Raw genomic sequence first — 20,676 nt, forward strand, 5'->3', positions numbered from 1 at the left:
TTATTGTTAAATATAATATTTTTTCTGTCCATCTTGGATACAATACTGGGGATGTAGCCGGTATCAATTCCGGAATATGTGTGTTTTTGAAGCTTATTACACAGGATAAAACCATTATGCCAAAAGCAATTTATGCTGGTAGTTTTGATCCGATTACCAACGGTCATTTGTGGGTGATTGATCGTGCTGCTGCGATTTTTGATGAATTAATTGTTGCAGTTGGTGATAACCCGGACAAAAACTACTCTTTTTCCCTCGATGAGCGATTGGGATTACTAAAAGAGACATTGCATCAATATAAAAATATCGAAATAGGGCATTTTAATGGTGAATTTCTGGTTAATTATGCCCAAGGTGTAGGAGCCAGTTTTATTGTGCGTGGTATTCGGAATACTCAAGATTATGAGTATGAAAAAACTATGCGCTATATTAATTCAGACCTTTGTTCCACAATAGATACCATTTTCCTAATGCCGCCGCGAAATTATGCTGAAGTTTCATCGAGTTTGGTAAAAGGATTGGTTGGTACTGCTGGTTGGGAAAAAATTGTTAAGCGTTATGTTCCCGAAACGGTACTGGATGCTTTGAAAGTTAAGAATGGTAGTTAAAAGATGATTAATGATAGTTTATTGAAATTAAATGTGCAATTGTTAAGGGAGGTGTTGGAATTCAAAATCCCAACAGATGCATTACTCTCAAAATTTTTTCGTGAGAATCGTAAGTTACAGTTTACAGATCGGGGTATTATTGCTGAGACAGTTTATACCATTTTAAGAAATTACTATAAGCTGAGTACTGCGATAGAGATAAAAAATACTTTTACCCTGATTGCTTATGTTTGGCTACACTATCTAAAAACTCCTCCTTCTGAGTTATCTAAATTAAAGTCAATCAAGCTTGCGGTAATTGAAACCTTACCTCGTGTCAATGAAAATACTATTGAATTTCCGGAGTGGATCAAGAATAGACTTAGTAAGAATCTTCCGGAAGCGGAAATAAAGAATTTGTCGAAAGCGATGGAACAACAGGCTCCACTAACATTAAGGGTCAACACTCTCAAAATGTCAGTATCTGAAGTACATAAGGTTTTAAATGCAGAGGGAATCAAATCTGAATTAACTAAATTTTCTCCATTCGGAATTACTCTAGAAAATAAAGCTGACCTTATGCGCAATAAACTGTTTCTTGATGGCGCGATTGAAGTGCAGGATGAGGCGAGTCAGCTTGCTGGGATTTTATTAGAGCCAAAACGTAGTGAAATGGTAGTTGATTTTTGTGCCGGAAGTGGTGGTAAAACCTTACTTTTTGGCATGCTTATGAAAAACACTGGGCGAATTTATGCTTTTGATATTAATGAACGCCGCTTGGGGAATCTGACTCCTCGTCTTGCTCGTTCAGGTTTATCCAATGTTTATCCACAACTGATCGAGAGTGAGAATGATAGCAAGATAAAGCGTCTTCATGGCAAGATAGATAAAGTATTTGTTGATGCACCATGTCTTGGTTTGGGTACGTTACGCCGTAACCCGGATTTAAAATTTCGCTATAATGAAGAAAGTCTTTTACAAATTAATGAGCAACAGCTTTCAATCCTTAGCGCAGCAAGTAAGCTAGTTAAGTCTGGCGGTAAAATTGTTTATGCAACATGCAGCATTCTTCGCGAAGAAAATCAGGATATTGTTGAGAAATTTTTGGCAGCTGAAAGTGACTTTCGATTGATTGATATTGGTCAAATTCCAGTACTAGAAAAGTTAAAGCTAACTGATAGTCGTTTTTTGACACTTAGCCCGGCAGTCCATGGTACAGATGGTTTCTTTGCTGCTGTTATTGAAAAAATAACTTAATCAGGTAAGATTTTTTGGTGCTAGTGTTATTAATAAAGTTTTTTTGAATTATAATATTTGTCTGGCACTAACAAATAGTTTATTAGTAATTAATTTCACCCGAAACTGCAGTAATACGCAATAAAAACAGGGAGCAAAATCCTTTTTATTTAAAATAGTAAATAAGGTATTTTGTGCTGATGTTATTACTTTCCTTCACATTAATCACATTATATTTCATTTTTGGGGTTTGGCATGTCAACTCTTGCTATTCAAAGTTTTTTTGGTTTTTTTTTCTTACTCGGTATAGCGTTTATCTGTTCGGAAAATAAAAAGGCAATTAACTGGAGACTTATTTTAACTGCTTTTGTCGCGCAAAATTGTCTCTTTCTTATAATTCACTATGTGCCAATTGTAAATAGCGGGCTACATGTTTTATCCGGTGGGCTATTGAAGTTCATGGATTATGCGAACAAGGGGCTGGCTTTGTTTTTGGTGGATTGGCTGATACATCCAAAGTTGGTTTTGTATTTGCTTTTGTTGTAGTGCCTACGATTATATTCTTTGGGAGCGTAATTTCGATTCTTTACTTTTTTGGAATTATGCAATGGATAATTGAGAAACTTGCTTTTTTATTACGCAAAACAATCAAACTGTCCGGTGTTGAAAGCCTTGTCGTTATCGCCGATATTTTTCTTGGGCAATCAGAAGGTCCAATGGTTATCGGGCCTTATGTGCAAAACATGACTCGTTCAGAATTGGCGTGTGCTTTTGTTGCGGGCTTAGCGAATTTATCCGGTTCAACTTTGGGGATGTATTTAAGCTTTTTAGCAGCAGGGAATCATGCAGAAGAATTAATGGTTGCTAATTCACTTTTAACAGCAACATTTATGAATGCAACTTCAGCAATTGTTTTTGCTAAAATGATTTTTCCTGAAACTAATTATGAAGCTATCATGGATGCCAAACATTTGAAGGTAACTGGTAGCAGACATGATTCACTGGTTGATGCTATTATGCACGGTGCATTTACTGGAGTTAAAATTGGTGTCGCCATTTGTGCGGCTTTGATGGCAGTAATACCATTGATTCATGCGATAGATGGGTTTTTATTCTGGATTGGTAGTCTGGTTCATATTAATGATTATATTGCTACCTCTTCAAATAAAAGTTTTGATGGCTTATCGCTTGAGTATATTTTTGGTTTAATTTTTCGTTTTTTTGCCTTTTTTATGGGGTTAGTTGGAATGAAACTTTGCAAGTGGGAAGCCTGCTTGGGCAGAAGGTTGCTATCAATGAATTTGTTGCCTTTATGAGCCTTGGACAGATGAAGGCGGCGCATCTACTTTCACCCAACTCAGTATTTATTTCAACTTTTGCTTTAGCTAGCTTTTCAAATTTCTCTTCGATTGGGATTTCAATGGGAGCTTTTTCCGCATTAGCACCAGGAAGACAGTCTGATCTGGCTGCAATGGGTTTCAAAGCACTTTTTGCTGCAATTCTGGCGGGATTCATGACCGCAACAGTTGCTGGATTCTGGCATTCAATTCTTGGCTAATTAGCTATTTGAAGAATCTAAACGATGGTATCCTTACCATCGTTTTTTATTTGTTATATAATAACTGGCTATTAAAAAAAGAATCTTATTGGACAATAAAGCTTATGTATTTATTAAATATTACAAATATTGATTATGTAATGATGACTATTCTGTTTGGTGCTATATTTGCTAGTGCTTACTATTTTAGGCGCAAAAATAGAAGTAGCCATGATTTTTTTCTGGGTGCTTCAGCTACGCAGATAACTTTTCTTTCAGGCGCAATCAGTATCGGAATAATAGAGTTCATTAGCCTAAGCGGTTATGGTGCTTATGCCGGGCTTAGTGGTTTAATGCTTTTTATGATAGTCTATATAGTTCTTGACCTATTTGCCGGATTTAGGCTGAAAAATTCTGTGTTATACCAGCGGTTGCAAATTGCAGAATTTAGTGCGCAATCAGTTGTCATGCTTGTTGTTTATGCTTTACTGATGTTGCTTGTTGCTGGTACCGGAATTGCCGTAATGGTTTCGATGCTAAAAAGTCTGCTTGGTTGGGAATTTGCTAATAGCACGCTTTCATTAATTGCCATTGCAGCGATTTGTCTTATTCTTGGTGGCTTCGCTGGTTTGTCGTATAGCAAAATACTATCCTCAGTGATTGTTTTTTTGTTATTGCTGATTATTGCTGTGATTTCATATAAAAATATTGGATTTGGGAATTTAGTGGCTAGTTTACAGAGTGTGGCAACTGATAATAAACTTCAGGCTAGTAGCTTTACTTCAATAGCAGCACTTGCTAACCCAATGTTACAACTATGGCTTATGGTTATTGTTTCGTTAACATTTATCGTCATAAATCCATTTGCCAATTTAAAGCAAATTGTACTAAAAAACTCCGGCACAACATTCATTGCACAAATTATTAAATTCATAATGATTGCAATCATCATCTTTACTGGTGTTTTTGCTTTAGCTACACCTAATAAGCTACCTGAAATAGCTGGGAAAAAAATTATTACAACTCAGACTCGGTTTGATAATGGTGAGTTAGGGTATGTTGTTCGCGCTGTCCCGGGTAATGGAGCAACTTTGCAGCGAGGAGTGATTCCAGTTAAGGCAGCAGAAGACGATGATCAAACCCTAAGTAATTCTACCCAAGGAAATTTTGATTATATCTCTGCCGCATTGGTAGTTATAAAAAAAGCCTTGCCATATGCATTTATTCCTCTTTTTATAATTATTTTATTTTTCTTTAAAACAGTTAGTGATAGCATTTTGTTTGCAACATTTACTATAATAAATGGTATTTATGCCCCAAGGTTTAATAAATCGGGAGAGGATCTTGAGAATCTCTGGGCTGCAAGAGTTTTTATGTTTGCATTATTTGTAATTGCAATTTGTATTGGATTAGTACTGTTCAAATTTTTTAGTTTTTATTACATGTTTTGTCTGATTTTTATTCTTTCTACTCCAATAGCCTGCGCTTTAATTCTTAATAATAAAGGTAGTTGGCTTCTTGACCTTATTATCTATATTTTGATTATTGCCCTGTTGTTAACTGCAAATGTTTCTGATATACCGGTACTTATTCCTTTAGTAAAATATCCTAATCTAGCGGATATGACAGCTAAAATTACATTCTTTGTAAGTGTTGTTTATTTTTCTTTGTCATTATTGAATAGATTTTTTACAAAGAGCAAGTAATGAGCGAAAAGCCTAAAAAAAATAAGGTAATTAAGGCATGGGTTCATCAGCATGTTAATGATGCATATGTGAATCAGGCACAGAAAGATGGCTACCGTTCGCGGGCGGCATATAAACTCCTTGAAATTGATAGGGATGATAACCTTTTCAATAAAGCACAGATTGTAGTTGATTTGGGGTGTGCACCGGGTAGCTGGTCACAGGTTGCTATTGGGAAAGTTGGCGTTAATGGTAAAGTTATTGGCGTTGACCTTCTTGAGATTGATCCTATCCCACGGTTGAATTTTATACACGGTGATTTTACTGAGCAGGAAACTTTGAATCGATTGTTAATGGCAATTGATAATAAAGAGGTTGATTTGGTTATTTCTGATATGGCACCTAATTTAAGTGGGATAAAGAATGTTGATCAGGCGCGTTCTGCTTATCTTGTTGAACTAGTTCTTGACTTTTCTGCTAGCTATTTGAAAGTGGGCGGGAATTGCTTGATTAAGGTGTTTCAGGGGAGTGAGTTTGAAGACTTGGTTAAATTAGCCAGAAATGTTTTTACTCAGGTAATAATTCGTAAGCCTGAAGCCTCACGAAGTAAAAGTAAGGAAGTGTACTTACTTTGCAAGTCAAAGAAGCCAATGTGATATAATATTTCTATTATTTATCCAAAATGCTGCTTGGTAAGACTAATTATTTAAACTATATTGGACACATTATATGCGAAATGGTAATTTATTCAAAAGCTTATTAATCTGGTTATTAATAGGCCTTGGGTTAATGGTCGTTTTTAACAAATTTAGCGAAAAACAGGATTCACGTAACACAATTCCATACTCTCAATTTATTACAGAGCTTGAAAGCGGTCAGGTTAAAAGCATAGTTATTGAAGGTAATAATATGCAAAGTGAATGGATTAATGGGGTCCGTAAGGATGATACCAAATTCACTACTTTCGCACCGTTTGACCCTCAGCTAGTAAATGATCTTATAAAAAACAAAGTTACTTTTCAGGCGAAGCCAAAAGAAGAGTCACTATTAATGAATATTTTTGTTTCATGGTTCCCAATGCTGCTTCTAATTGGCGTCTGGATTTATTTCATGCGTGGAGCGTCTGGTGGTAAAGGTGGTGGCGGAATCGGTGGTGTTTTCAGTATGGGGCGCAGTCGTGCTAAAATGATCGATAGTAAAGAAAATCTTATCCGATTTACCGATGTAGCGGGATGTGAAGAATCAAAGCAAGAAGTGGTTGAAATAGTTGATTATTTAAAAGATCCAACGAAATATCAGAATCTTGGTGGACGAATTCCCAAGGGAGTATTGTTAAGTGGTTCACCGGGAACAGGTAAAACATTACTTGCTAAAGCTATTGCTGGTGAGGCGAGCGTACCATTTTTTAGTATCTCCGGTTCAGATTTTGTTGAAATGTTTGTTGGTGTGGGTGCTTCACGGGTTCGTGATTTATTTGAACAGGCAAAACGCACGGCTCCATCAATTATATTTATTGATGAGATCGATGCTGTTGGTCGCCAGCGTGGTGCTGGTTTAGGTGGAGGTAATGATGAGCGCGAGCAAACCTTAAATCAGATGCTAGTTGAAATGGATGGCTTTGATACGAATACAACCGTAATCGTTATTGCCGCAACCAACCGTCCGGATGTTCTTGATCCTGCATTAATGCGTCCAGGTCGTTTTGACCGTCAAGTTGTGGTTCCTTTACCAGATATTAAAGGTCGCGAACAGATTCTTACGGTACATATGCGTAAAGTCCCAGTTGCTAATGATGTAGAAGGCTCTGTGATTGCGCGTGGTACTCCAGGTTTCTCTGGTGCTGATCTGGCTAATCTGGTAAATGAAGCTGCTTTATTCGCTGCAAGACGAAATAAAAAGCTAGTTGATATGCATGATTTTGAAGATGCAAAAGACAAAATTATCATGGGTGCAGAACGTCGCTCAATGGTTATGAATGATGAAGAAAAGAAAAATACTGCTTACCATGAATCAGGACACGCTATTGTTGCTAGATTGTTGCCGGGTACTGATCCTGTGCATAAGGTGACGATAATTCCGCGTGGACGTGCTTTAGGTGTAACCATGCAGTTACCGGAAGAAGATCGTTATGCTTATACCAAAGATTACCTAATGAATCAGATCGCGATCTTATTTGGTGGGCGCGTTGCTGAAGAGGTATTTATGAAGCAGATGACAACAGGTGCAAGTAATGATTTTGAAAGAGCTACTGATCTTGCTCGTAGGATAGTTACAAGATTTGGTATGACTGAAGAGATGGGACCAGTAATATACGGTGAAAATGAATCGGAAGTTTTTTTGGGTAGAAGTGTTACTTCGACTAAACATGTGTCTGAAGCAACTATGCAGAAAATTGATGAAACAATTCGTAATATATTGGAAACTCAGTATAAGCTTGCCAAACAGTTATTAGTTGATAATTCTGACAAGGTTGAAATGATGGCAAAAATGCTATTGGAAAAAGAAACTATTGATGCTAAAGATATCGAATATATTATGAATTATGGTAATAATCAGGAAGTCACTACGACTTTAGTGTAAATAGTTACGGAATTATTTGGTATGCGTAAATATTTTGGTACTGATGGAGTCCGTGGTCGAGTTGGAACTTTTCCGATTACTCCAGATTTCGCTTTGCGCCTTGGCTATGCGGCAGGGAAGGTATTAGCAAATAGGAGAAAGCGCCCGGCAGTAATCATTGGTAAAGATACCCGTTTGTCTGGTTATCTTTTTGAGTCAGCTCTTGAAGCTGGTTTTGCCTATGCGGGCGTAGATGTATATATGGCTGGACCGCTTCCTACACCGGCAATTGCTTATTTAACTAAGACCTTGCGCTTATCTGCGGGTGTTGTTATTAGTGCTTCACATAATCCCTATCATGATAATGGGATAAAATTTTTTTCAGGAAATGGATCAAAGCTGCCAGACGATATTGAGCTTGAAATTGAAGCTGCACTTGATGGAGAAATGGTTATTGCCAGTCAACTGGGTAAGGTAAGGCGGCTTGATGATGCACGTGGTAGGTACATTGAATTTTGTAAAAGTACTTTTCCTAACGCTCTTGATTTAAAAGGGCTTAAAATTGTGCTTGATTGCGCACACGGTGCGACTTATTATGTAGCACCACACGTATTTGAAGAGCTTGGTGCAGAAGTTATTAAAATTGGCTGTAATCCTGATGGTTTGAATATCAATGCGGAGTTTGGTTCGACCAGTCCAGAAAATATGCTTGAAGAAGTAAAGAAAACTGGTGCTGACTATGGTGTTGCTTTTGATGGTGATGGCGATAGGGTAGTTATTGCCGATAGATATGGCAATTTGTTAAATGGTGACAAATTAATTTATCTGATAGTTCAGGCATATGCTAATATGGGTCATAAGCTACCTGGAGTAGTCGGTACGGTGATGACTAACATGGCAATGGAAGTGGCATTGAAAAATCAAGGCTATGAGTTTGTTCGAGCCAAAGTTGGTGATCGTTATGTAGTTGAAGAGTTATTAAATCGCGGTTGGTTAGTTGGCGGCGAAGCTTCTGGGCATATTTTATGTCTTGATAAACATTCAACTGGTGATGGTATAATTGCTGCATTGCAGGTATTGTCAGGGATAGTTTCTTTGGGTAGAGAACCAAAAGACGTGATTGACTGGCAAGAATATCCGCAAACGATGGTAAATGTCCGGTTAACTGAAAATGTTAAAGACTGGCAGTTAGCGAGTAAAGCTGCGATGGATGAAGCTAGTGCTGCACTTGGTAATGATGGGCGAATTATTGTTCGGGCAAGTGGAACTGAGCCTTTAGTTCGAGTAATGGTAGAAGCTAAAAATTCTGATACCGCAATAAACTGGGCAAATAAAATTGCGGAAGCTATTAAAGGATAGCGATGGAAATACTACACGAACTTATAGCTTTTTTTACTGTATATGGTTATATTGCCGTATTTTTGGTATTGATAGCTTGTGGGTTTGGTATACCTATTCCTGAGGATATAACCTTGGTTGCTGGTGGGGTTATTTGTGGATTGGCTGCGTCAATGGATGTACATCTAATGGTTGTAGTTTCTTTGCTTGGAGTTATTGTTGGTGACGGAACCATGTTTATGCTTGGTAAACTCCTTGGTCCAAGGGTAAAAAATGTTCCATTAGTTAAAAATGTATTTACTGAAAAACGTTACCAACAAATGCAGGAAAAAGTTCATAAATATGGTAACCGGATCTTGTTTGTTGCAAGATTTCTTCCCGGGCTTCGTGCGCCAATATTTGTGACGGCAGGAATTAGCCGTCGTGTTTCATACTGGAAGTTTCTGGTAATGGACGGAGGAGCGGCATTAATTAGTGTTCCATTATGGGTCTACGCAGGCTATTATTTTGCTCATGATCTTGATGACTTATTGCACTGGGTTAAACAGAGCGAAACATTCATTATCTCAATTCTAGCTATAATATTTATAATCTGGCTAATTGTTTCTGTTGTAAAAAAGAACAAAACTAAATCGAATTAACACTAATTTTATTTTAAAAAACAGTTATAGATCAATTTGTTATTTATATTTGCCTTGGGTGGTGAAATTTTTGCTGCTGTTTTAGTGGTTTTTATTTCTGGTATATTTGACAATGGCTTCTTCTTGATATAGAATTAGTTATTAAAATTTATTCTGAAAGTACGTTAAATGCGCAATCTTATAGCATTTTCTCTAGCTTCACTCTTTAGTTTTAGTTATGCTGCTACTAGCAGTAATTCAGCGCAATCGACTAATGAGTACGCAGCTTTTCAGCAATTTGATAATGAGTATAATGTTGGGTACGCTACTACTTCAGGAAATTTGACTAATGGTAACACAGGTGGAGTAAATAACTCTCAGTTTATCAACCTTGAAGTTGAACATTTATTTAATGTTGGTGTGTGGTTTGACGTAAATGCCAGCCTGCTAACCTATTATAGCCAAGCAGTGGATCCTGCCGTTAGTTCTCTAGGGAGTACCACGGGTTCTCAGCCTAATTTTGGTGGGATTAATGCTAGTGTTGGTTATGCCTTTGCTGTTGTTCCAGATCATTTACTTTTAATACCATATGGTCTTGTTGGGCGTAATACCAATCTTTCATCTTATACTCTTAATAATGCAGGAACGACTACAAATTTAACTCAGGACTATTTTTGGACATTTGGAATTGGCGGTAGGGTAGATTTTCGTATCAATGATGTATTTGATGTTTACTTGGATCAAAATGCTGTTTACAATGCGAGTCAAGCACCTGTTACTCAAGGGCTAGCTCCAAATGATAATTATTTATATACTACAACACTTGGCGCAAAATTTAATGTTTGGCGTAGTTTACAGCTAGGTGCCAAAGGTTTTTATCAGAATTCATATTATACTCAAAGTCTTGTTGGGGCAGGGGCTAGCGTTTGGGTTCCCCAAAGCACTGTTGGTGGTTTAGTATCAATCGGTTTAACTTATTAAATATGAATTTATTTTTATAAGCTAACTATAAGTATGAGTTAGCTTTTTTATTCTTCAACGTATGAAATATATCTATTTACACGGGTTCGCATCTAGCCCACAATCATATAAAGCGCAGTTCTTTAAATCCAAGTTTGACCTTATTGGAAGTGAATTATTAATACCTGATTTAAATCTAGGTGATTTCACAAATTTAAAAGTCTCATCCCAACTATTATACCTTAAAGAGTTAATTTCTAATGATACTGATTATTGTCTGATTGGTTCAAGCCTTGGGGGATTACTTGCGCTTATTCTTGCGGAAGAGCATATACAGGTTAAGAAATTGATTTTACTTGCTCCTGCAATAGAAATAAAAAATGTATGGGATAAAGAGCTTGGCGTTGATAATATCAAAAAATGGCAGAAGCAGGGTGTATATAATATATTTCATAGTGGCGCCAAGTGTGAGGTTCCACTGAAATATGATTTCATTCATGATATGCAGAATATTAAAGACAGGGACTTTAAGCGAGGGTTGCCAGTATTGCTTATTCATGGTAAATATGATAAGACTATACCTGTAGAGGTAAGTCATGTCTATCAGAGGCAAAATCAGCTTGCTAAATTAGTAGTCCTTAATTGTGAGCATGGAATGGAAGATAAAATTGAGGAAATATGGATAGCTGCAAATAGTTTTATTAATGATATTTAGGATATTACTATGTTGATTGAGATAATTGCTACCAGCCTTGAGGAGGCAATAGCTGCAGAAAAATTTGGTGCTGGACGTATAGAACTGATTCATTCATTTGATGATGGTGGGTTATCTCCAAACCTCGAGTTAGCGAAAAATGTTTGTGCTAATGTATCTATTCCTGTAAATGTAATGGTTCGTCCGCATGCAAAGAGTTTTCTATATGATAAACATGATCTGTATACCATTCTGGAAGAAATAGATTTTCTGCTTTCTCACACAAAAATAAATGGAGTTGTTTTTGGTTGTCTGGATAGTAATCGGCGAATTGATGCTAAGACACTAGAGGCTGTAATTAAGTTTATAGATGGTAAGGCAGACTTAACTTTCCATAGGGCAATAGATGAATCAGCTGATCCTGTTATCGCATTTAGTGAGTTGCAAAGCTATGGTTGTTCAGTTAATAATGTATTAAGTTCTGGTGGTAAAGCAACTGCGATGGAAGGGATTAATACTTTACAATTAATGCAGGAAAAGTCGTGTATAGGTGGTGCTAAGTTGCTTCCCGGTAGTGGAGTTAATCCTCAGAATGCATCAATACTTGCTAGATACTTGAATGTTTGTCAATTACATATTGGCACTGGAGTTAGAGTAAATAATAAATTGGAACAATCATTATTTAACGAGTTATTTATACAGCTTCAATCACTTTAAAATAGGACTACCCCCACGACGTTTCTTCCTTCACCAATTAAATAATTAAACGTTCTACATAATGCGGCAACAGGCATAACCTCAAAGCCAATTCTTAATTGTTGTAATTTAATTAAAATATTACGCTCTGGATATTTAATTGAGCTACCTGTGCCAAAAATTATTATATCTGGTTTATGGCTAAGAATTTCATCTAATAGTGTGTCTGTTAATTCTGAAATAAAGCTAATACTAACTGGCTTAATTGCATTGGGTGTAACCAATAAATTCGTACTATATTCAACTTGATTAATTGTTACGGAGTTTGTTGAATAGTTAGTAAATTGATTGCCTTCATTACTATGTAAATTAACCTGCATATTTTTTCCTTAAAAAACTCAAGCTTGAATAAGCCTGAGTTTTTTGTTCAACTTTCCAAGACATTTCGACTATTGAAGCTGTTTAGCAACTTTTTTTGCAGCTTCACTATTAGGAAAGCTTTTTATCAATTTTTTAGCTGTAGCATTTGCTGCTTTTGTATTTCCTAGTTGTGATTGGGAAATATAAACTACTCTCATTGCATCGGGAACAAATTTATTATTTGGGTTGTCCGCAATAAATTTATTTGCTTGGGTAATTGCTTCTTTGTATTCACCATTAGCAACGTAGGCTACAGATAAATAATAGTTGGCACTAGCCGCTGCTGCTTTATCTGATCCATTGGCAATGTTTTGTAAATCAGTTATTGCTTCAGGAACTTGCTTATTTTGCAATTTTTTAATTGCAGCTTGCAATTCAGGGTTACTGTTCGCAACTGCGGAAGTAGTTACCGATTTAGACACTGGTTTGGAACCAGCTGCATCTTCCAAAGCTTGTACTCTTAATTCTAGAGCCTGAACCTGTTGATTCTGATCACCTTGACCAGTTTTTTGTCCCTGTTCAAGGTTCGATACGCGTCCATTTAATTGATTAATTTGTGTTTGCAAATCGTTTATTTGATTTAATAAATCAATTAATTTCTGATTTGAAACTTTATTATCTAAGACTCCAACATTTTGCTGGATTTGACTCAAGCGTTGATTGGTATCAGCAATTTGCTGACGCGCTTGATCGTCAGCACAACCTATAAGAAAAAGGTTTGCTGACAATCCTATAATTGTCAACAAACTTTTTTTCATAGTTATTCAACACCTTCAGTAACTGTACCATTGTACACGCTACCATCAACAGTTGGAACACCATTGCTATCAGTTGAGTAGCCAGTAGGTTGTCCAGCAGTGTAATTGATGTCTGAACGACGGTTCATAGCTCGTGTAGCTGAAGAGTTATTGTCGTATTTAGGTTTTAACTTACCATTTGAGATTGCTTCAACTTGAGCTTTTGTAGCACCATTAGCAATTAAAGCTTTTTTAACTACATCAGCACGCTTTTGACCTAATGACAAGTTATACTCTACAGAACCAACATCATCGGTATTACCTTGTACTTGAACTTTAGCATCTTTGTGAGCAGCCAAGTAGTCAGCATTTGCTTTGATGATACCAGTATAGTCATCTTTGATATCGTATTTATTAAAACCAAAATACACACTATTATGATTAGTAACAACAGGTTCAGGAGCAGAAGCTACTGGAGCAGAAGCTACTGGCTCAGGAGCAGAAGCTACAGCTTTCATATCGGTTTCAGGAGCTTTGTTTGAAGAACATGCAACCATTGCCCCACCAGCGATAAGCAAAGCTAAAATTTTTTTCATATGTCTTCCTTTCTGGATATTAAGTTAATATGGATTTAACCACCAGCAGTGATTATACAGTATTTAAGTTAAATATAAAAGTTTTATTATTTACCACCACTTGAATTTGATTTATTATTACTATATCCTTTGCCATCATTATTAAATGAATCCTGTTCCGGGAATTGCTCTGAACTTGCCATCCGTGAGTTAACATTTGGTTTGTTTTTCTTTTTCTTCATTTCGTCTTTTGTATAGTATTTCTGTTTCTTTTTGCCAGTTAGTTCATTTTGTTGCGGGTAAAGCTGACTACTTGCTGCAAACGAGTTAACATTTGGTTTGTTTACTTCAGGGGCATCTGGGGAATTATAGGTTTTACCTTTTTCTCCGGTTAATTTATTTTCTGAAGGAAACTGTTGGCTGCTTGCTGCAAGAGAGTTTACAGTAGGGTCATTATACTGATCCGTATCTGCAAAGGCTACCGTTGCAAATCCAGCACACATCCCAACCATAATAATTTTTTTAAACATAGTAGAGTACCTTCCATGTATTTATTTACTATCTCGATTATACTATAAAATGTGAACATATTACAACATTGATAAATTATTTTAAGCTTATCAGAAATTTTTTGCCCAACGTTGGTCAATGATATGCATATAGTTTAAGTTATTAAGCTTGGTCAGTGTAGTACCTGTTACATTACTTATGTATATTGAGTCATCGCTTGAAAACAATACTAGTTTATCGTTTGGAGCAAAGCTTGGGCTTATGTCATGGTGAGCATTTGGGCTAACTGGATATGCTGCTTGTGTAGTAAGATCCATAACATAAGTTTGAAATACTCCATTATTGCGGTTAATAAAGGTGATTTTGCCTGCATCATTAGAAAAGCGTGCTGTAGTATTATATTTACCGAGTCCTTGGGTAATACGCATTGGAGTAGATCCGTTTAAGTCAGTCAGGAATATTTGCGGTCCACCATCATGGTCTGTAGTAAACAGCACTTTTCCATTTTTTGAAATATCAGCTTCAGTATCAATAGTCCCGAAATTAACTATAGGACTTGCATGACTTGCTGAGGTATATTTTCCATTATTTACCATATAAATATGTGATCCGTAATCTTTACTTAGTGTTACTAGCAGTTTTTGCGAATCAGGAGTGAAGACTGGTGAAGAATTAGAGCCATTGAAATTGGCGGCTATATATCGATTGCCGCTTTGTAGATTTTGTACGTAAACAACTGGTTTTCCTGTCTCATAGGTTACATAACTTAAGTATTGACCTGACTTATCCCAGGCTAATGAGGTAATTGGATGAGCAGTAGTCAAAATTGTTTTTGGGTTATAACCATCATAATCAGCAATAACAATGGAGTATTTTTTAGGCGCCTCTTCGACAGTAAGCGCAATTCTACTGGTAAATGCACCAGGTGTATTAGTTAGCTTTTGGTAAATATTGTTACTTACAGCATGAACAGCCTTACGGAGAAATTTGCTGTTAAATGCTGCTGTTTGATCAAGCATTACCTGATTGGTCAATACATTGGTTAATTTGTATTTAAGTTGCATTTGCCCATCGGCAGTTTGTGAAATTGCGCCACTTATACTATATTGAACTCCACTTTCTATTGCATCAGCATTTGCATAGTTAAGTACGTTAAATTCACCAGTAACTTTAAAGTCATTGGTCAATTCATCAGAAATATTGCCACTTTCATTAGTGAAGCTCACTATTGCAAGCTTAGGGTTTCCGGCACTATTTCCCCCAACAATTTCAATATTTTGGTCAGCATATGTATAGCCGCATAGGCTCATTAACAAAAGTAGTGATATTTTTTTCATCGTCAATTTTAACTCCTAGCTAAAAATTTCATTTATTGTGGTCTAAATGTTAAACGTAATACTCGAAAATCTACAAACTGGGCATTGTCAGGTAAGGGTGGGAATACTCTTACGCGATTGATAGCAGTTTGGATATTCTGATCATAGGCATCATTTCCACTTGATTTTATCAAACTAACCTGACGTACGCTCATGTCCGGATTAAGGATAACTTTTACAACAGCTTTTGCATTGGGGTTAACATCATCTGGAATAACCACAAATGGACGAACTGCATTAATTACCTGATCCGCATAATTACCTATCAAATTATCGCTATCGCTGGTTCCGTTTGGATTGCCTCCAACCGCTTTTCCTTTTCTGACTGAGGTAGTATTAGTGGACATTACATCACCAAGTAGGTCATTGATCATTGCTTTTTGGTTTTTTGCCGTTTTAGGTTTAGCTGTTGTCGGTGATTGCGTCTGATTATTATCTTTAGTAACTGGCTTTTCAACTGGTTTTGCTTCTACCTTTGGTGGAGTAGTAGCTGCCGGAGTTGGTTGTGGCTTACTTTGGTTATTTTGCTTTACATTAATGTCTGCTGGTGTATCCATCGTTTTTATCGGCGTTGGAGCAGTAACCTTTACTTTTGGAGTATAGGGCATTACTGTCTGGTTTGGCATTGACACCAGGCTTACTTCAATCCCGTCTGAGCGGGATGGGATAAGTACCGAGATTGGTTTACTAAAATAAAATAGCAGAATAGCAATGCCAATATGCATTGCTAGAGAAAATATTGTACTACTTTTATTATGTTCTTTAACCATTTTTCTGTTTTACTACCAGTGCGACTTTTTTAATTCCTGAGCTATATAGTTTATCAACTACACTTATGACTTTGTCATACTGTACAGTTTTATCGGCAGCAATTACTACCGGGGTGTCATCTTTAGCTAAACTCATTGCTTTGGTTATTAGATCATTAAGAGCGCCAACAGGAGTGGTCTTACCATCTTGGGTCATGGTGTAGCTACCGTCGGCGTTGATATTGATTTCAAGTGGCTGTTTGGTTACTTGGGCAGCTTTGCCTACGCTTGGCAGGTTAATAACTCCTGGGGTAAACATTGGTGCCGTTACCATGAAAATTACTAGCAATACCAGCATTACATCAATATATGGCACCACATTCATCTGGTTATGTAGTGAATCACGTCTTATCCGTCGTTTCATAAAAATCCTGAAATTATATTATTTTTTGCGTGCCAGCGTTATGCCATCACCAAAAGGAAGCATACATATGTCAACTCGTGGATCTTCCTTGATTAAATCATTCAGCTTCTGTAAAGTCTTTATATAGGTTTTGGCAGGGGTATTTTCAAGTACCTGTCCGTACATGAGCACATTATCAATCATTATAAGTCCACCACTAGAAACAAGTTGCAATGCCAATTCATAATATTCTAGATATTGTGATTTGTTGGCATCAATAAAAACCAGATCGAATGACTCACCTTTTGCTATTAATGACTGCATTGATTCTTTAGCTGGCGAAATGATGTATTCTATTTTGTCTCTAATTTTGGCGGCATCCCATGCCGATTCTGCCATAACCTTATGTTCGGCGCTAATATCAAGAGCAACTATTTTACCTGTTTCAGGTAGAGATAGAGCCGCCCATAGTGTACTGTAGCCAGTAAAAACTCCAACTTCAAGATAAGAATTGACATTCATTAGTTTAATCAACATAGCCAAAAAAGCACCATGTTCGGGGCTTATAAGCATTTGGCTATTTTTTAGTTGAGCCTGTGTTTGCTGACGTAAACTAACTAGAGCGGGATGTTCGCGAACTCCTTTATCAAGGCAGTACTGATACAGCTCATCAGTGATAACTGTTTTGGGCATTATTTATTTTTATTGGCTGGATAACTGAAATAAACGTATCCGTCATGTTTTATTTCGTTTTTTGCATAATTTTCTTGTTCTTCTTGATCAATAAATCCTTTATCCCACCAAGTTGAGCGCATTTTGTGCTGATCTTCGCGAATCTCTGGTTTATTTATTAGACCTCTAAGAAATTCAGTTGCTTCTGATACATATTTAGTGTTTTTCATTTATCTATTTCCTATTTAGTTAACTTAATATTTTATTTTTTTATGCCTAGTGCACGTAGGCGCTCTTCAAGAAACTCACCGGCGGTTTTACTACTAGAAAGCCTTACATCAGGACGTGGATGTAAGAATAACGGTATTGAGTACCTAGATAAATGTCTGCTATCGTCTAGCGGATTAATTACCTGATGTAGGGTTGATTTATAAAATCCATTAGTTGCTGTTTCTAGCATGTCGCCAATGTTTATTGCTAACATCCCCGGATCAGCGGGTACATCATACCATTTATCATCACTTCCTTTTACTTGTAAGCCTGACTGTGAGGCAGCAACGAGCACGGTTAGAAGATTAATGTCACCATGAGCACCAGCTCTAACTGCACCTTTTTCTTCATTGCCAGTTAGTGGTGGATAATGAAGTATCCGCATTAGTGTCTGGTTTGAACCATTAATCATGCTAGTGAGTGGTTCTGACAATGATTTACGGATATCCTCAGGAAGGTTTTCTTCAACCCAGTTTAGTAGGGTTACTGCGACCAGATTCATTTGTTGATATAAGTCTTTTGTCTTGTTACTTAATTCTTTCGGGTATTGTCCCCACGTATAATAGTGATAAAATTCTTTAATGTCTTTAACGCTATAACCTACGGCTTTCTCTGATACATTCATTGGAAATAAACCATCCTGTGTATCATTTTTATAAACATAATTCATCTTATAGTCACTGGCGAAAAACTCTTTCCACTCATTGAAAACATCCGCCATTAATTGAGTGTCTATTGGATGGTTCTTAATTACTGCAAATCCAGTTTCTTTTAGTGATTTAGCAAATTCCGGGCTGGCATTTGCTGATTTAAAATCAACCTGAGCTACATGCATGGTTTTCTCCAGAAGATTAAGTGTTAATTAGTTTATAAAATTATTCCGCCACCAAGGCATAAATTACCATCATAAATTACTACTGATTGTCCCGGTGTAATTGCCCATTGCGCTTCATCAAAATCAAGTGTTATCTCGTCATTACCTGTTATCTTTAAGTTGCATTTTGCATCTTGCATTCGGTATCTAGTTTTTGCGGTATAAATCCCTTCAGCTGGGAGTTTATCGAGTCCAAAGCTTAACTGCCTAGCAGTAAGAGACTTTTTAAGTAATAGTGGATGGTTATGCCCCTGCACGACGATCAACTCATTGCTAGCTAGATTTTTATCAGCTACAAACCATGGCTCGCCTTGTCCGCCAATCCCAAGACCTTTGCGTTGTCCGATAGTATAATACATTAAGCCACTGTGTTCGGCAACTATTTTACCATCTGGAGTGACCATTTTGCCAGTCTTAGTAGGTAAGTATTTTTGTAGGAACTCGCGAAATGGTCGTTCTCCAATAAAACAAATCCCAGTACTATCTTTTTTATTGGCGTTCGGTAAATTAAGTTCCGTTGCCAGTTTACGGATTTCCGGTTTGGTGATTTTGGCTAGTGGGAATAGCGAATGTGCTATTTGATACTGATTTAGGCGATAAAGAAAATAACTCTGATCTTTATTGCTATCTTCTGCTTTCATTAGAAGCTCACCATCGGCTAATCTAGTTTTTCCAACATAATGACCAGTTGCAATATAGTCAGCACCAAGAGTCAAGGCATGTTCAAGAAAGGCCTTAAATTTTATTTCGGAATTACATAAGATATCTGGATTTGGCGTTCTACCTGCCTGATATTCATCAAGAAAATAACTAAATACTCGATCTTTATAATTTTTGGCAAAATTAACTATCTCAATGTCTATTCCTAATACATCAGCCACGGCAATTGCATCTAGGCTGTCTTCCTTGATGGTGCAGTATTCATCGTTATCATCATCTTCCCAATTTTGCATGAATATGCCAGTTACATCATGTCCTTCTTGCTTTAATAAATATGCAGCCACGGAAGAATCAACACCACCAGACATCCCCATTACGATTTTTGCCATATTTTTAATCCAGATATACCGTTAGATTATCACGGTGGTTAGCTAGTACTTCAAGTGGGAACTCAATCTTTGCAAGATAATCATCAATACATTTCATGACTAGAGTGCTGCGTAATTCGTTCCTGCGTGATTTGATTGTTTCCAGATCATACCAATCCGCTGCAATGACTCCATCATCATTAGCTATCGGTTTTGGTGTTTCATGAATATTTGTAACTATGCCTTTGAAGCAAAATCTGAGATAAGTATTCTCAGGATTTGGATTATATAGATAGATGCCAATCAGCTTTTTTGGAATAAAGCTCATAGAGCTTTCTTCAAACACTTCGCGAATAACCGCTGCAATTATGTCTTCATTAGCTTCAACATGTCCTGCTGGCTGATTTAATTTATGTCCATTTGAAGTAATATCAGTTACCAGTAAAAATTTACCCTGATGTTCTACCACTGCCGCAACTGTTATATGAATATTTGGCATTTACACGCTTTCATTATCGATCTACTCATAATTATACATCGAAAAACTATAACGATAGCTATGCTCTTTAAAAGGAGAGGGGCTAGTTATGTATTGAGGATTGTTGAATTTTTTAATGTATTTAGTCATTTGGGTTTGGTTTAATAAACATGTATTTTTATTACGAAAGCCAAAATTAAATGTTCCTAGAAACATGTTATTGGTTTCAAAAGTGGTATTGTGCGATGAATTAAAAAGTTGTTTGGTGGAGATGGGGGGAATTGAACCCCCGTCCGAAAGCCCGCTATAACGAGTCCTACATACTTAGGAAGGTCTATTTTTATTCGCCCGAATTCCGCCGGCCTACCAGGCAAAACTCGTGACTAACCACTAAAGGCTTAATCTAAGTCAGTGGTCGACCTAAATCAAAGTTTGTTTAAATGGCGTTACGATCTAACCAACAAACAAGTTAGGGTAACGAGAGCAGACTTAAGCTGCTACTGCGAATGAATCGTCGTTTGCGATTATATTTAGTTCAGCGTTTAGCGTGAAACTGAAATCACGGTATGCACTCTAATTACTTTGTAACCCCCGTCGAAGCCATGTCATCCCCGGTAGTTAAGTAGATAATTATACTATAAAAAGAGTGAATTTATCAAAATATGTTTTTGT

The 20,676-nt window shown here is 36.8% G+C and carries 22 protein-coding genes, 1 other RNA gene and 2 pseudogenes; 12 read left to right on the forward strand and 13 right to left on the reverse strand.

The genetic code is table 11. The features are described 5' to 3' along the window. Positions 1–116 precede the first annotated feature (116 nt). The 12 genes and pseudogenes from coaD to CUN60_RS04145 all read left to right on the forward strand — a co-directional run bounded on the left by coaD (position 117) and on the right by CUN60_RS04145 (position 11,933). The gene (gene coaD, locus CUN60_RS04085) at positions 117–608 is read left to right on the forward strand and encodes a pantetheine-phosphate adenylyltransferase (RefSeq protein WP_102952441.1); all 492 of its coding nucleotides are present in this window, start codon (positions 117–119) and stop codon (positions 606–608) included. A 3-nt stretch (positions 609–611) separates the two neighbouring features. After that, positions 612–1,844, forward strand: coding sequence for an RsmB/NOP family class I SAM-dependent RNA methyltransferase (locus CUN60_RS04090; protein ID WP_102950801.1), 1,233 nt, complete (start codon positions 612–614; stop codon positions 1,842–1,844). 234 nt (positions 1,845–2,078) lie between these two features. Beyond that, positions 2,079–2,369 carry a Na+ dependent nucleoside transporter N-terminal domain-containing protein gene (locus CUN60_RS13430; protein WP_102950802.1) on the forward strand — a complete coding sequence of 97 codons (291 nt, stop codon included), beginning with the start codon at positions 2,079–2,081 and terminating at the stop codon, positions 2,367–2,369. Then, positions 2,369–3,381: pseudogene (locus tag CUN60_RS13395) on the forward strand (nucleoside transporter C-terminal domain-containing protein). Before CUN60_RS13430 ends, CUN60_RS13395 begins: the two are co-directional and overlap by 1 nt. A 104-nt stretch (positions 3,382–3,485) precedes the next feature. Next, positions 3,486–5,066, forward strand: a complete 1,581-nt coding sequence (locus tag CUN60_RS04110) for a sodium:solute symporter family transporter (RefSeq protein WP_102950805.1) — start codon at positions 3,486–3,488, stop codon at positions 5,064–5,066. Further along, positions 5,066–5,701 carry an RlmE family RNA methyltransferase gene (locus CUN60_RS04115; RefSeq protein ID WP_102950806.1) on the forward strand — a complete coding sequence of 212 codons (636 nt, stop codon included), beginning with the start codon at positions 5,066–5,068 and terminating at the stop codon, positions 5,699–5,701. Before CUN60_RS04110 ends, CUN60_RS04115 begins: the two co-directional genes overlap by 1 nt. Before the next feature lie 73 nt (positions 5,702–5,774). Further along, positions 5,775–7,583, forward strand: a pseudogene (gene ftsH / locus CUN60_RS04120) (ATP-dependent zinc metalloprotease FtsH); the annotation flags it as partial. 63 nt (positions 7,584–7,646) lie between these two features. After that, entirely contained in the window at positions 7,647–8,963 is a 1,317-nt protein-coding gene (gene glmM / locus CUN60_RS04125; protein WP_102950808.1) for a phosphoglucosamine mutase, read from the forward strand. 2 nt (positions 8,964–8,965) lie between these two features. Then, positions 8,966–9,583 carry a DedA family protein gene (locus tag CUN60_RS04130; RefSeq protein ID WP_222593296.1) on the forward strand — a complete coding sequence of 206 codons (618 nt, stop codon included), beginning with the start codon at positions 8,966–8,968 and terminating at the stop codon, positions 9,581–9,583. A gap of 168 nt (positions 9,584–9,751) precedes the next feature. After that, positions 9,752–10,543: a hypothetical protein gene (locus CUN60_RS04135; protein WP_102950809.1), complete on the forward strand. Its 792-nt coding sequence runs from the start codon at positions 9,752–9,754 to the stop codon at positions 10,541–10,543. Between the two features lie 61 nt (positions 10,544–10,604). Continuing rightward, positions 10,605–11,237: a YqiA/YcfP family alpha/beta fold hydrolase gene (locus tag CUN60_RS04140; RefSeq protein ID WP_102950810.1), complete on the forward strand. Its 633-nt coding sequence runs from the start codon at positions 10,605–10,607 to the stop codon at positions 11,235–11,237. 9 nt (positions 11,238–11,246) lie between these two features. Continuing rightward, on the forward strand, positions 11,247–11,933 hold the full coding sequence (locus CUN60_RS04145; RefSeq protein ID WP_102950811.1) for a copper homeostasis protein CutC: 687 nt from the start codon (positions 11,247–11,249) through the stop codon (positions 11,931–11,933). On the opposite strand, the gene CUN60_RS04150 is transcribed toward CUN60_RS04145, so the two are convergent. The 13 genes from CUN60_RS04150 to ssrA all read right to left on the reverse strand — a co-directional run bounded on the left by CUN60_RS04150 (position 11,930) and on the right by ssrA (position 20,617). Next, positions 11,930–12,292, reverse strand: a complete 363-nt coding sequence (locus CUN60_RS04150; RefSeq protein ID WP_102950812.1) for an Mth938-like domain-containing protein — start codon at positions 12,290–12,292, stop codon at positions 11,930–11,932. The genes CUN60_RS04145 and CUN60_RS04150 overlap by 4 nt on opposite strands. Before the next feature lie 69 nt (positions 12,293–12,361). Beyond that, the gene (locus CUN60_RS04155; protein ID WP_102950813.1) at positions 12,362–13,090 is read right to left on the reverse strand and encodes a tetratricopeptide repeat protein; all 729 of its coding nucleotides are present in this window, start codon (positions 13,088–13,090) and stop codon (positions 12,362–12,364) included. A gap of 2 nt (positions 13,091–13,092) precedes the next feature. Continuing rightward, positions 13,093–13,665: an OmpA family protein gene (locus CUN60_RS04160; RefSeq protein WP_102950814.1), complete on the reverse strand. Its 573-nt coding sequence runs from the start codon at positions 13,663–13,665 to the stop codon at positions 13,093–13,095. A gap of 86 nt (positions 13,666–13,751) precedes the next feature. Then, the gene (locus CUN60_RS04165) at positions 13,752–14,174 is read right to left on the reverse strand and encodes a hypothetical protein (RefSeq protein WP_102950815.1); all 423 of its coding nucleotides are present in this window, start codon (positions 14,172–14,174) and stop codon (positions 13,752–13,754) included. A 90-nt stretch (positions 14,175–14,264) separates the two neighbouring features. Then, positions 14,265–15,491 carry a PD40 domain-containing protein gene (locus CUN60_RS04170; protein ID WP_102950816.1) on the reverse strand — a complete coding sequence of 409 codons (1,227 nt, stop codon included), beginning with the start codon at positions 15,489–15,491 and terminating at the stop codon, positions 14,265–14,267. A gap of 32 nt (positions 15,492–15,523) precedes the next feature. Then, the gene (locus CUN60_RS04175) at positions 15,524–16,300 is read right to left on the reverse strand and encodes an energy transducer TonB (protein WP_102950817.1); all 777 of its coding nucleotides are present in this window, start codon (positions 16,298–16,300) and stop codon (positions 15,524–15,526) included. Next, the gene (locus CUN60_RS04180) at positions 16,293–16,703 is read right to left on the reverse strand and encodes an ExbD/TolR family protein (protein ID WP_102950818.1); all 411 of its coding nucleotides are present in this window, start codon (positions 16,701–16,703) and stop codon (positions 16,293–16,295) included. Before CUN60_RS04180 ends, CUN60_RS04175 begins: the two co-directional genes overlap by 8 nt. Positions 16,704–16,721: 18 nt before the next feature. Then, entirely contained in the window at positions 16,722–17,375 is a 654-nt protein-coding gene (locus tag CUN60_RS04185) for an O-methyltransferase (RefSeq protein WP_102950819.1), read from the reverse strand. Then, on the reverse strand, positions 17,375–17,584 hold the full coding sequence (locus CUN60_RS04190; protein WP_102950820.1) for a DUF3460 family protein: 210 nt from the start codon (positions 17,582–17,584) through the stop codon (positions 17,375–17,377). Before CUN60_RS04190 ends, CUN60_RS04185 begins: the two co-directional genes overlap by 1 nt. Before the next feature lie 32 nt (positions 17,585–17,616). Further along, positions 17,617–18,459 (reverse strand): isopenicillin N synthase family dioxygenase, encoded by an 843-nt coding sequence (locus tag CUN60_RS04195; protein WP_102950821.1) that lies wholly within the window; start codon positions 18,457–18,459, stop codon positions 17,617–17,619. Between the two features lie 32 nt (positions 18,460–18,491). Continuing rightward, on the reverse strand, positions 18,492–19,547 hold the full coding sequence (gene mnmA / locus CUN60_RS04200; protein ID WP_102950822.1) for a tRNA 2-thiouridine(34) synthase MnmA: 1,056 nt from the start codon (positions 19,545–19,547) through the stop codon (positions 18,492–18,494). Between the two features lie 4 nt (positions 19,548–19,551). Beyond that, the gene (locus CUN60_RS04205) at positions 19,552–20,025 is read right to left on the reverse strand and encodes an NUDIX domain-containing protein (RefSeq protein ID WP_102950823.1); all 474 of its coding nucleotides are present in this window, start codon (positions 20,023–20,025) and stop codon (positions 19,552–19,554) included. A gap of 242 nt (positions 20,026–20,267) precedes the next feature. Continuing rightward, positions 20,268–20,617, reverse strand: a transfer-messenger RNA (tmRNA) gene (ssrA, locus tag CUN60_RS04210). Positions 20,618–20,676 lie beyond the last annotated feature (59 nt).

It is taken from the genome of Aquella oligotrophica, from assembly GCF_002892535.1.
Lineage (GTDB): Bacteria > Pseudomonadota > Gammaproteobacteria > Burkholderiales > UBA11063 > Aquella > Aquella oligotrophica.

Excerpts from the sequence above, each read along its gene's own strand:
- CUN60_RS04185 (WP_102950819.1), bottom strand. The coding sequence starts at position 17,375 with ATGCCCAAAACAGTTATCACTGATGAGCTGTATCAGTACTGCCTTGAT.
- CUN60_RS04090 (WP_102950801.1), top strand. The coding sequence starts at position 612 with ATGATTAATGATAGTTTATTGAAATTAAATGTGCAATTGTTAAGGGAG.
- CUN60_RS04195 (WP_102950821.1), bottom strand. The coding sequence starts at position 18,459 with ATGCATGTAGCTCAGGTTGATTTTAAATCAGCAAATGCCAGCCCGGAA.
- CUN60_RS04170 (WP_102950816.1), bottom strand. The coding sequence starts at position 15,491 with ATGAAAAAAATATCACTACTTTTGTTAATGAGCCTATGCGGCTATACA.
- CUN60_RS04145 (WP_102950811.1), top strand. The coding sequence starts at position 11,247 with ATGTTGATTGAGATAATTGCTACCAGCCTTGAGGAGGCAATAGCTGCA.
- CUN60_RS04160 (WP_102950814.1), bottom strand. The coding sequence starts at position 13,665 with ATGAAAAAAATTTTAGCTTTGCTTATCGCTGGTGGGGCAATGGTTGCA.
- CUN60_RS04110 (WP_102950805.1), top strand. The coding sequence starts at position 3,486 with ATGTATTTATTAAATATTACAAATATTGATTATGTAATGATGACTATT.
- CUN60_RS04155 (WP_102950813.1), bottom strand. The coding sequence starts at position 13,090 with ATGAAAAAAAGTTTGTTGACAATTATAGGATTGTCAGCAAACCTTTTT.
- CUN60_RS04205 (WP_102950823.1), bottom strand. The coding sequence starts at position 20,025 with ATGCCAAATATTCATATAACAGTTGCGGCAGTGGTAGAACATCAGGGT.
- CUN60_RS04135 (WP_102950809.1), top strand. The coding sequence starts at position 9,752 with ATGCGCAATCTTATAGCATTTTCTCTAGCTTCACTCTTTAGTTTTAGT.
- coaD (WP_102952441.1), top strand. The coding sequence starts at position 117 with ATGCCAAAAGCAATTTATGCTGGTAGTTTTGATCCGATTACCAACGGT.
- CUN60_RS04175 (WP_102950817.1), bottom strand. The coding sequence starts at position 16,300 with ATGGTTAAAGAACATAATAAAAGTAGTACAATATTTTCTCTAGCAATG.
- CUN60_RS04150 (WP_102950812.1), bottom strand. The coding sequence starts at position 12,292 with ATGCAGGTTAATTTACATAGTAATGAAGGCAATCAATTTACTAACTAT.
- CUN60_RS13430 (WP_102950802.1), top strand. The coding sequence starts at position 2,079 with ATGTCAACTCTTGCTATTCAAAGTTTTTTTGGTTTTTTTTTCTTACTC.
- CUN60_RS04190 (WP_102950820.1), bottom strand. The coding sequence starts at position 17,584 with ATGAAAAACACTAAATATGTATCAGAAGCAACTGAATTTCTTAGAGGT.
- CUN60_RS04165 (WP_102950815.1), bottom strand. The coding sequence starts at position 14,174 with ATGTTTAAAAAAATTATTATGGTTGGGATGTGTGCTGGATTTGCAACG.
- glmM (WP_102950808.1), top strand. The coding sequence starts at position 7,647 with ATGCGTAAATATTTTGGTACTGATGGAGTCCGTGGTCGAGTTGGAACT.
- mnmA (WP_102950822.1), bottom strand. The coding sequence starts at position 19,547 with ATGGCAAAAATCGTAATGGGGATGTCTGGTGGTGTTGATTCTTCCGTG.
- CUN60_RS04115 (WP_102950806.1), top strand. The coding sequence starts at position 5,066 with ATGAGCGAAAAGCCTAAAAAAAATAAGGTAATTAAGGCATGGGTTCAT.
- CUN60_RS04180 (WP_102950818.1), bottom strand. The coding sequence starts at position 16,703 with ATGAAACGACGGATAAGACGTGATTCACTACATAACCAGATGAATGTG.
- CUN60_RS04140 (WP_102950810.1), top strand. The coding sequence starts at position 10,605 with ATGAAATATATCTATTTACACGGGTTCGCATCTAGCCCACAATCATAT.
- CUN60_RS04130 (WP_222593296.1), top strand. The coding sequence starts at position 8,966 with ATGGAAATACTACACGAACTTATAGCTTTTTTTACTGTATATGGTTAT.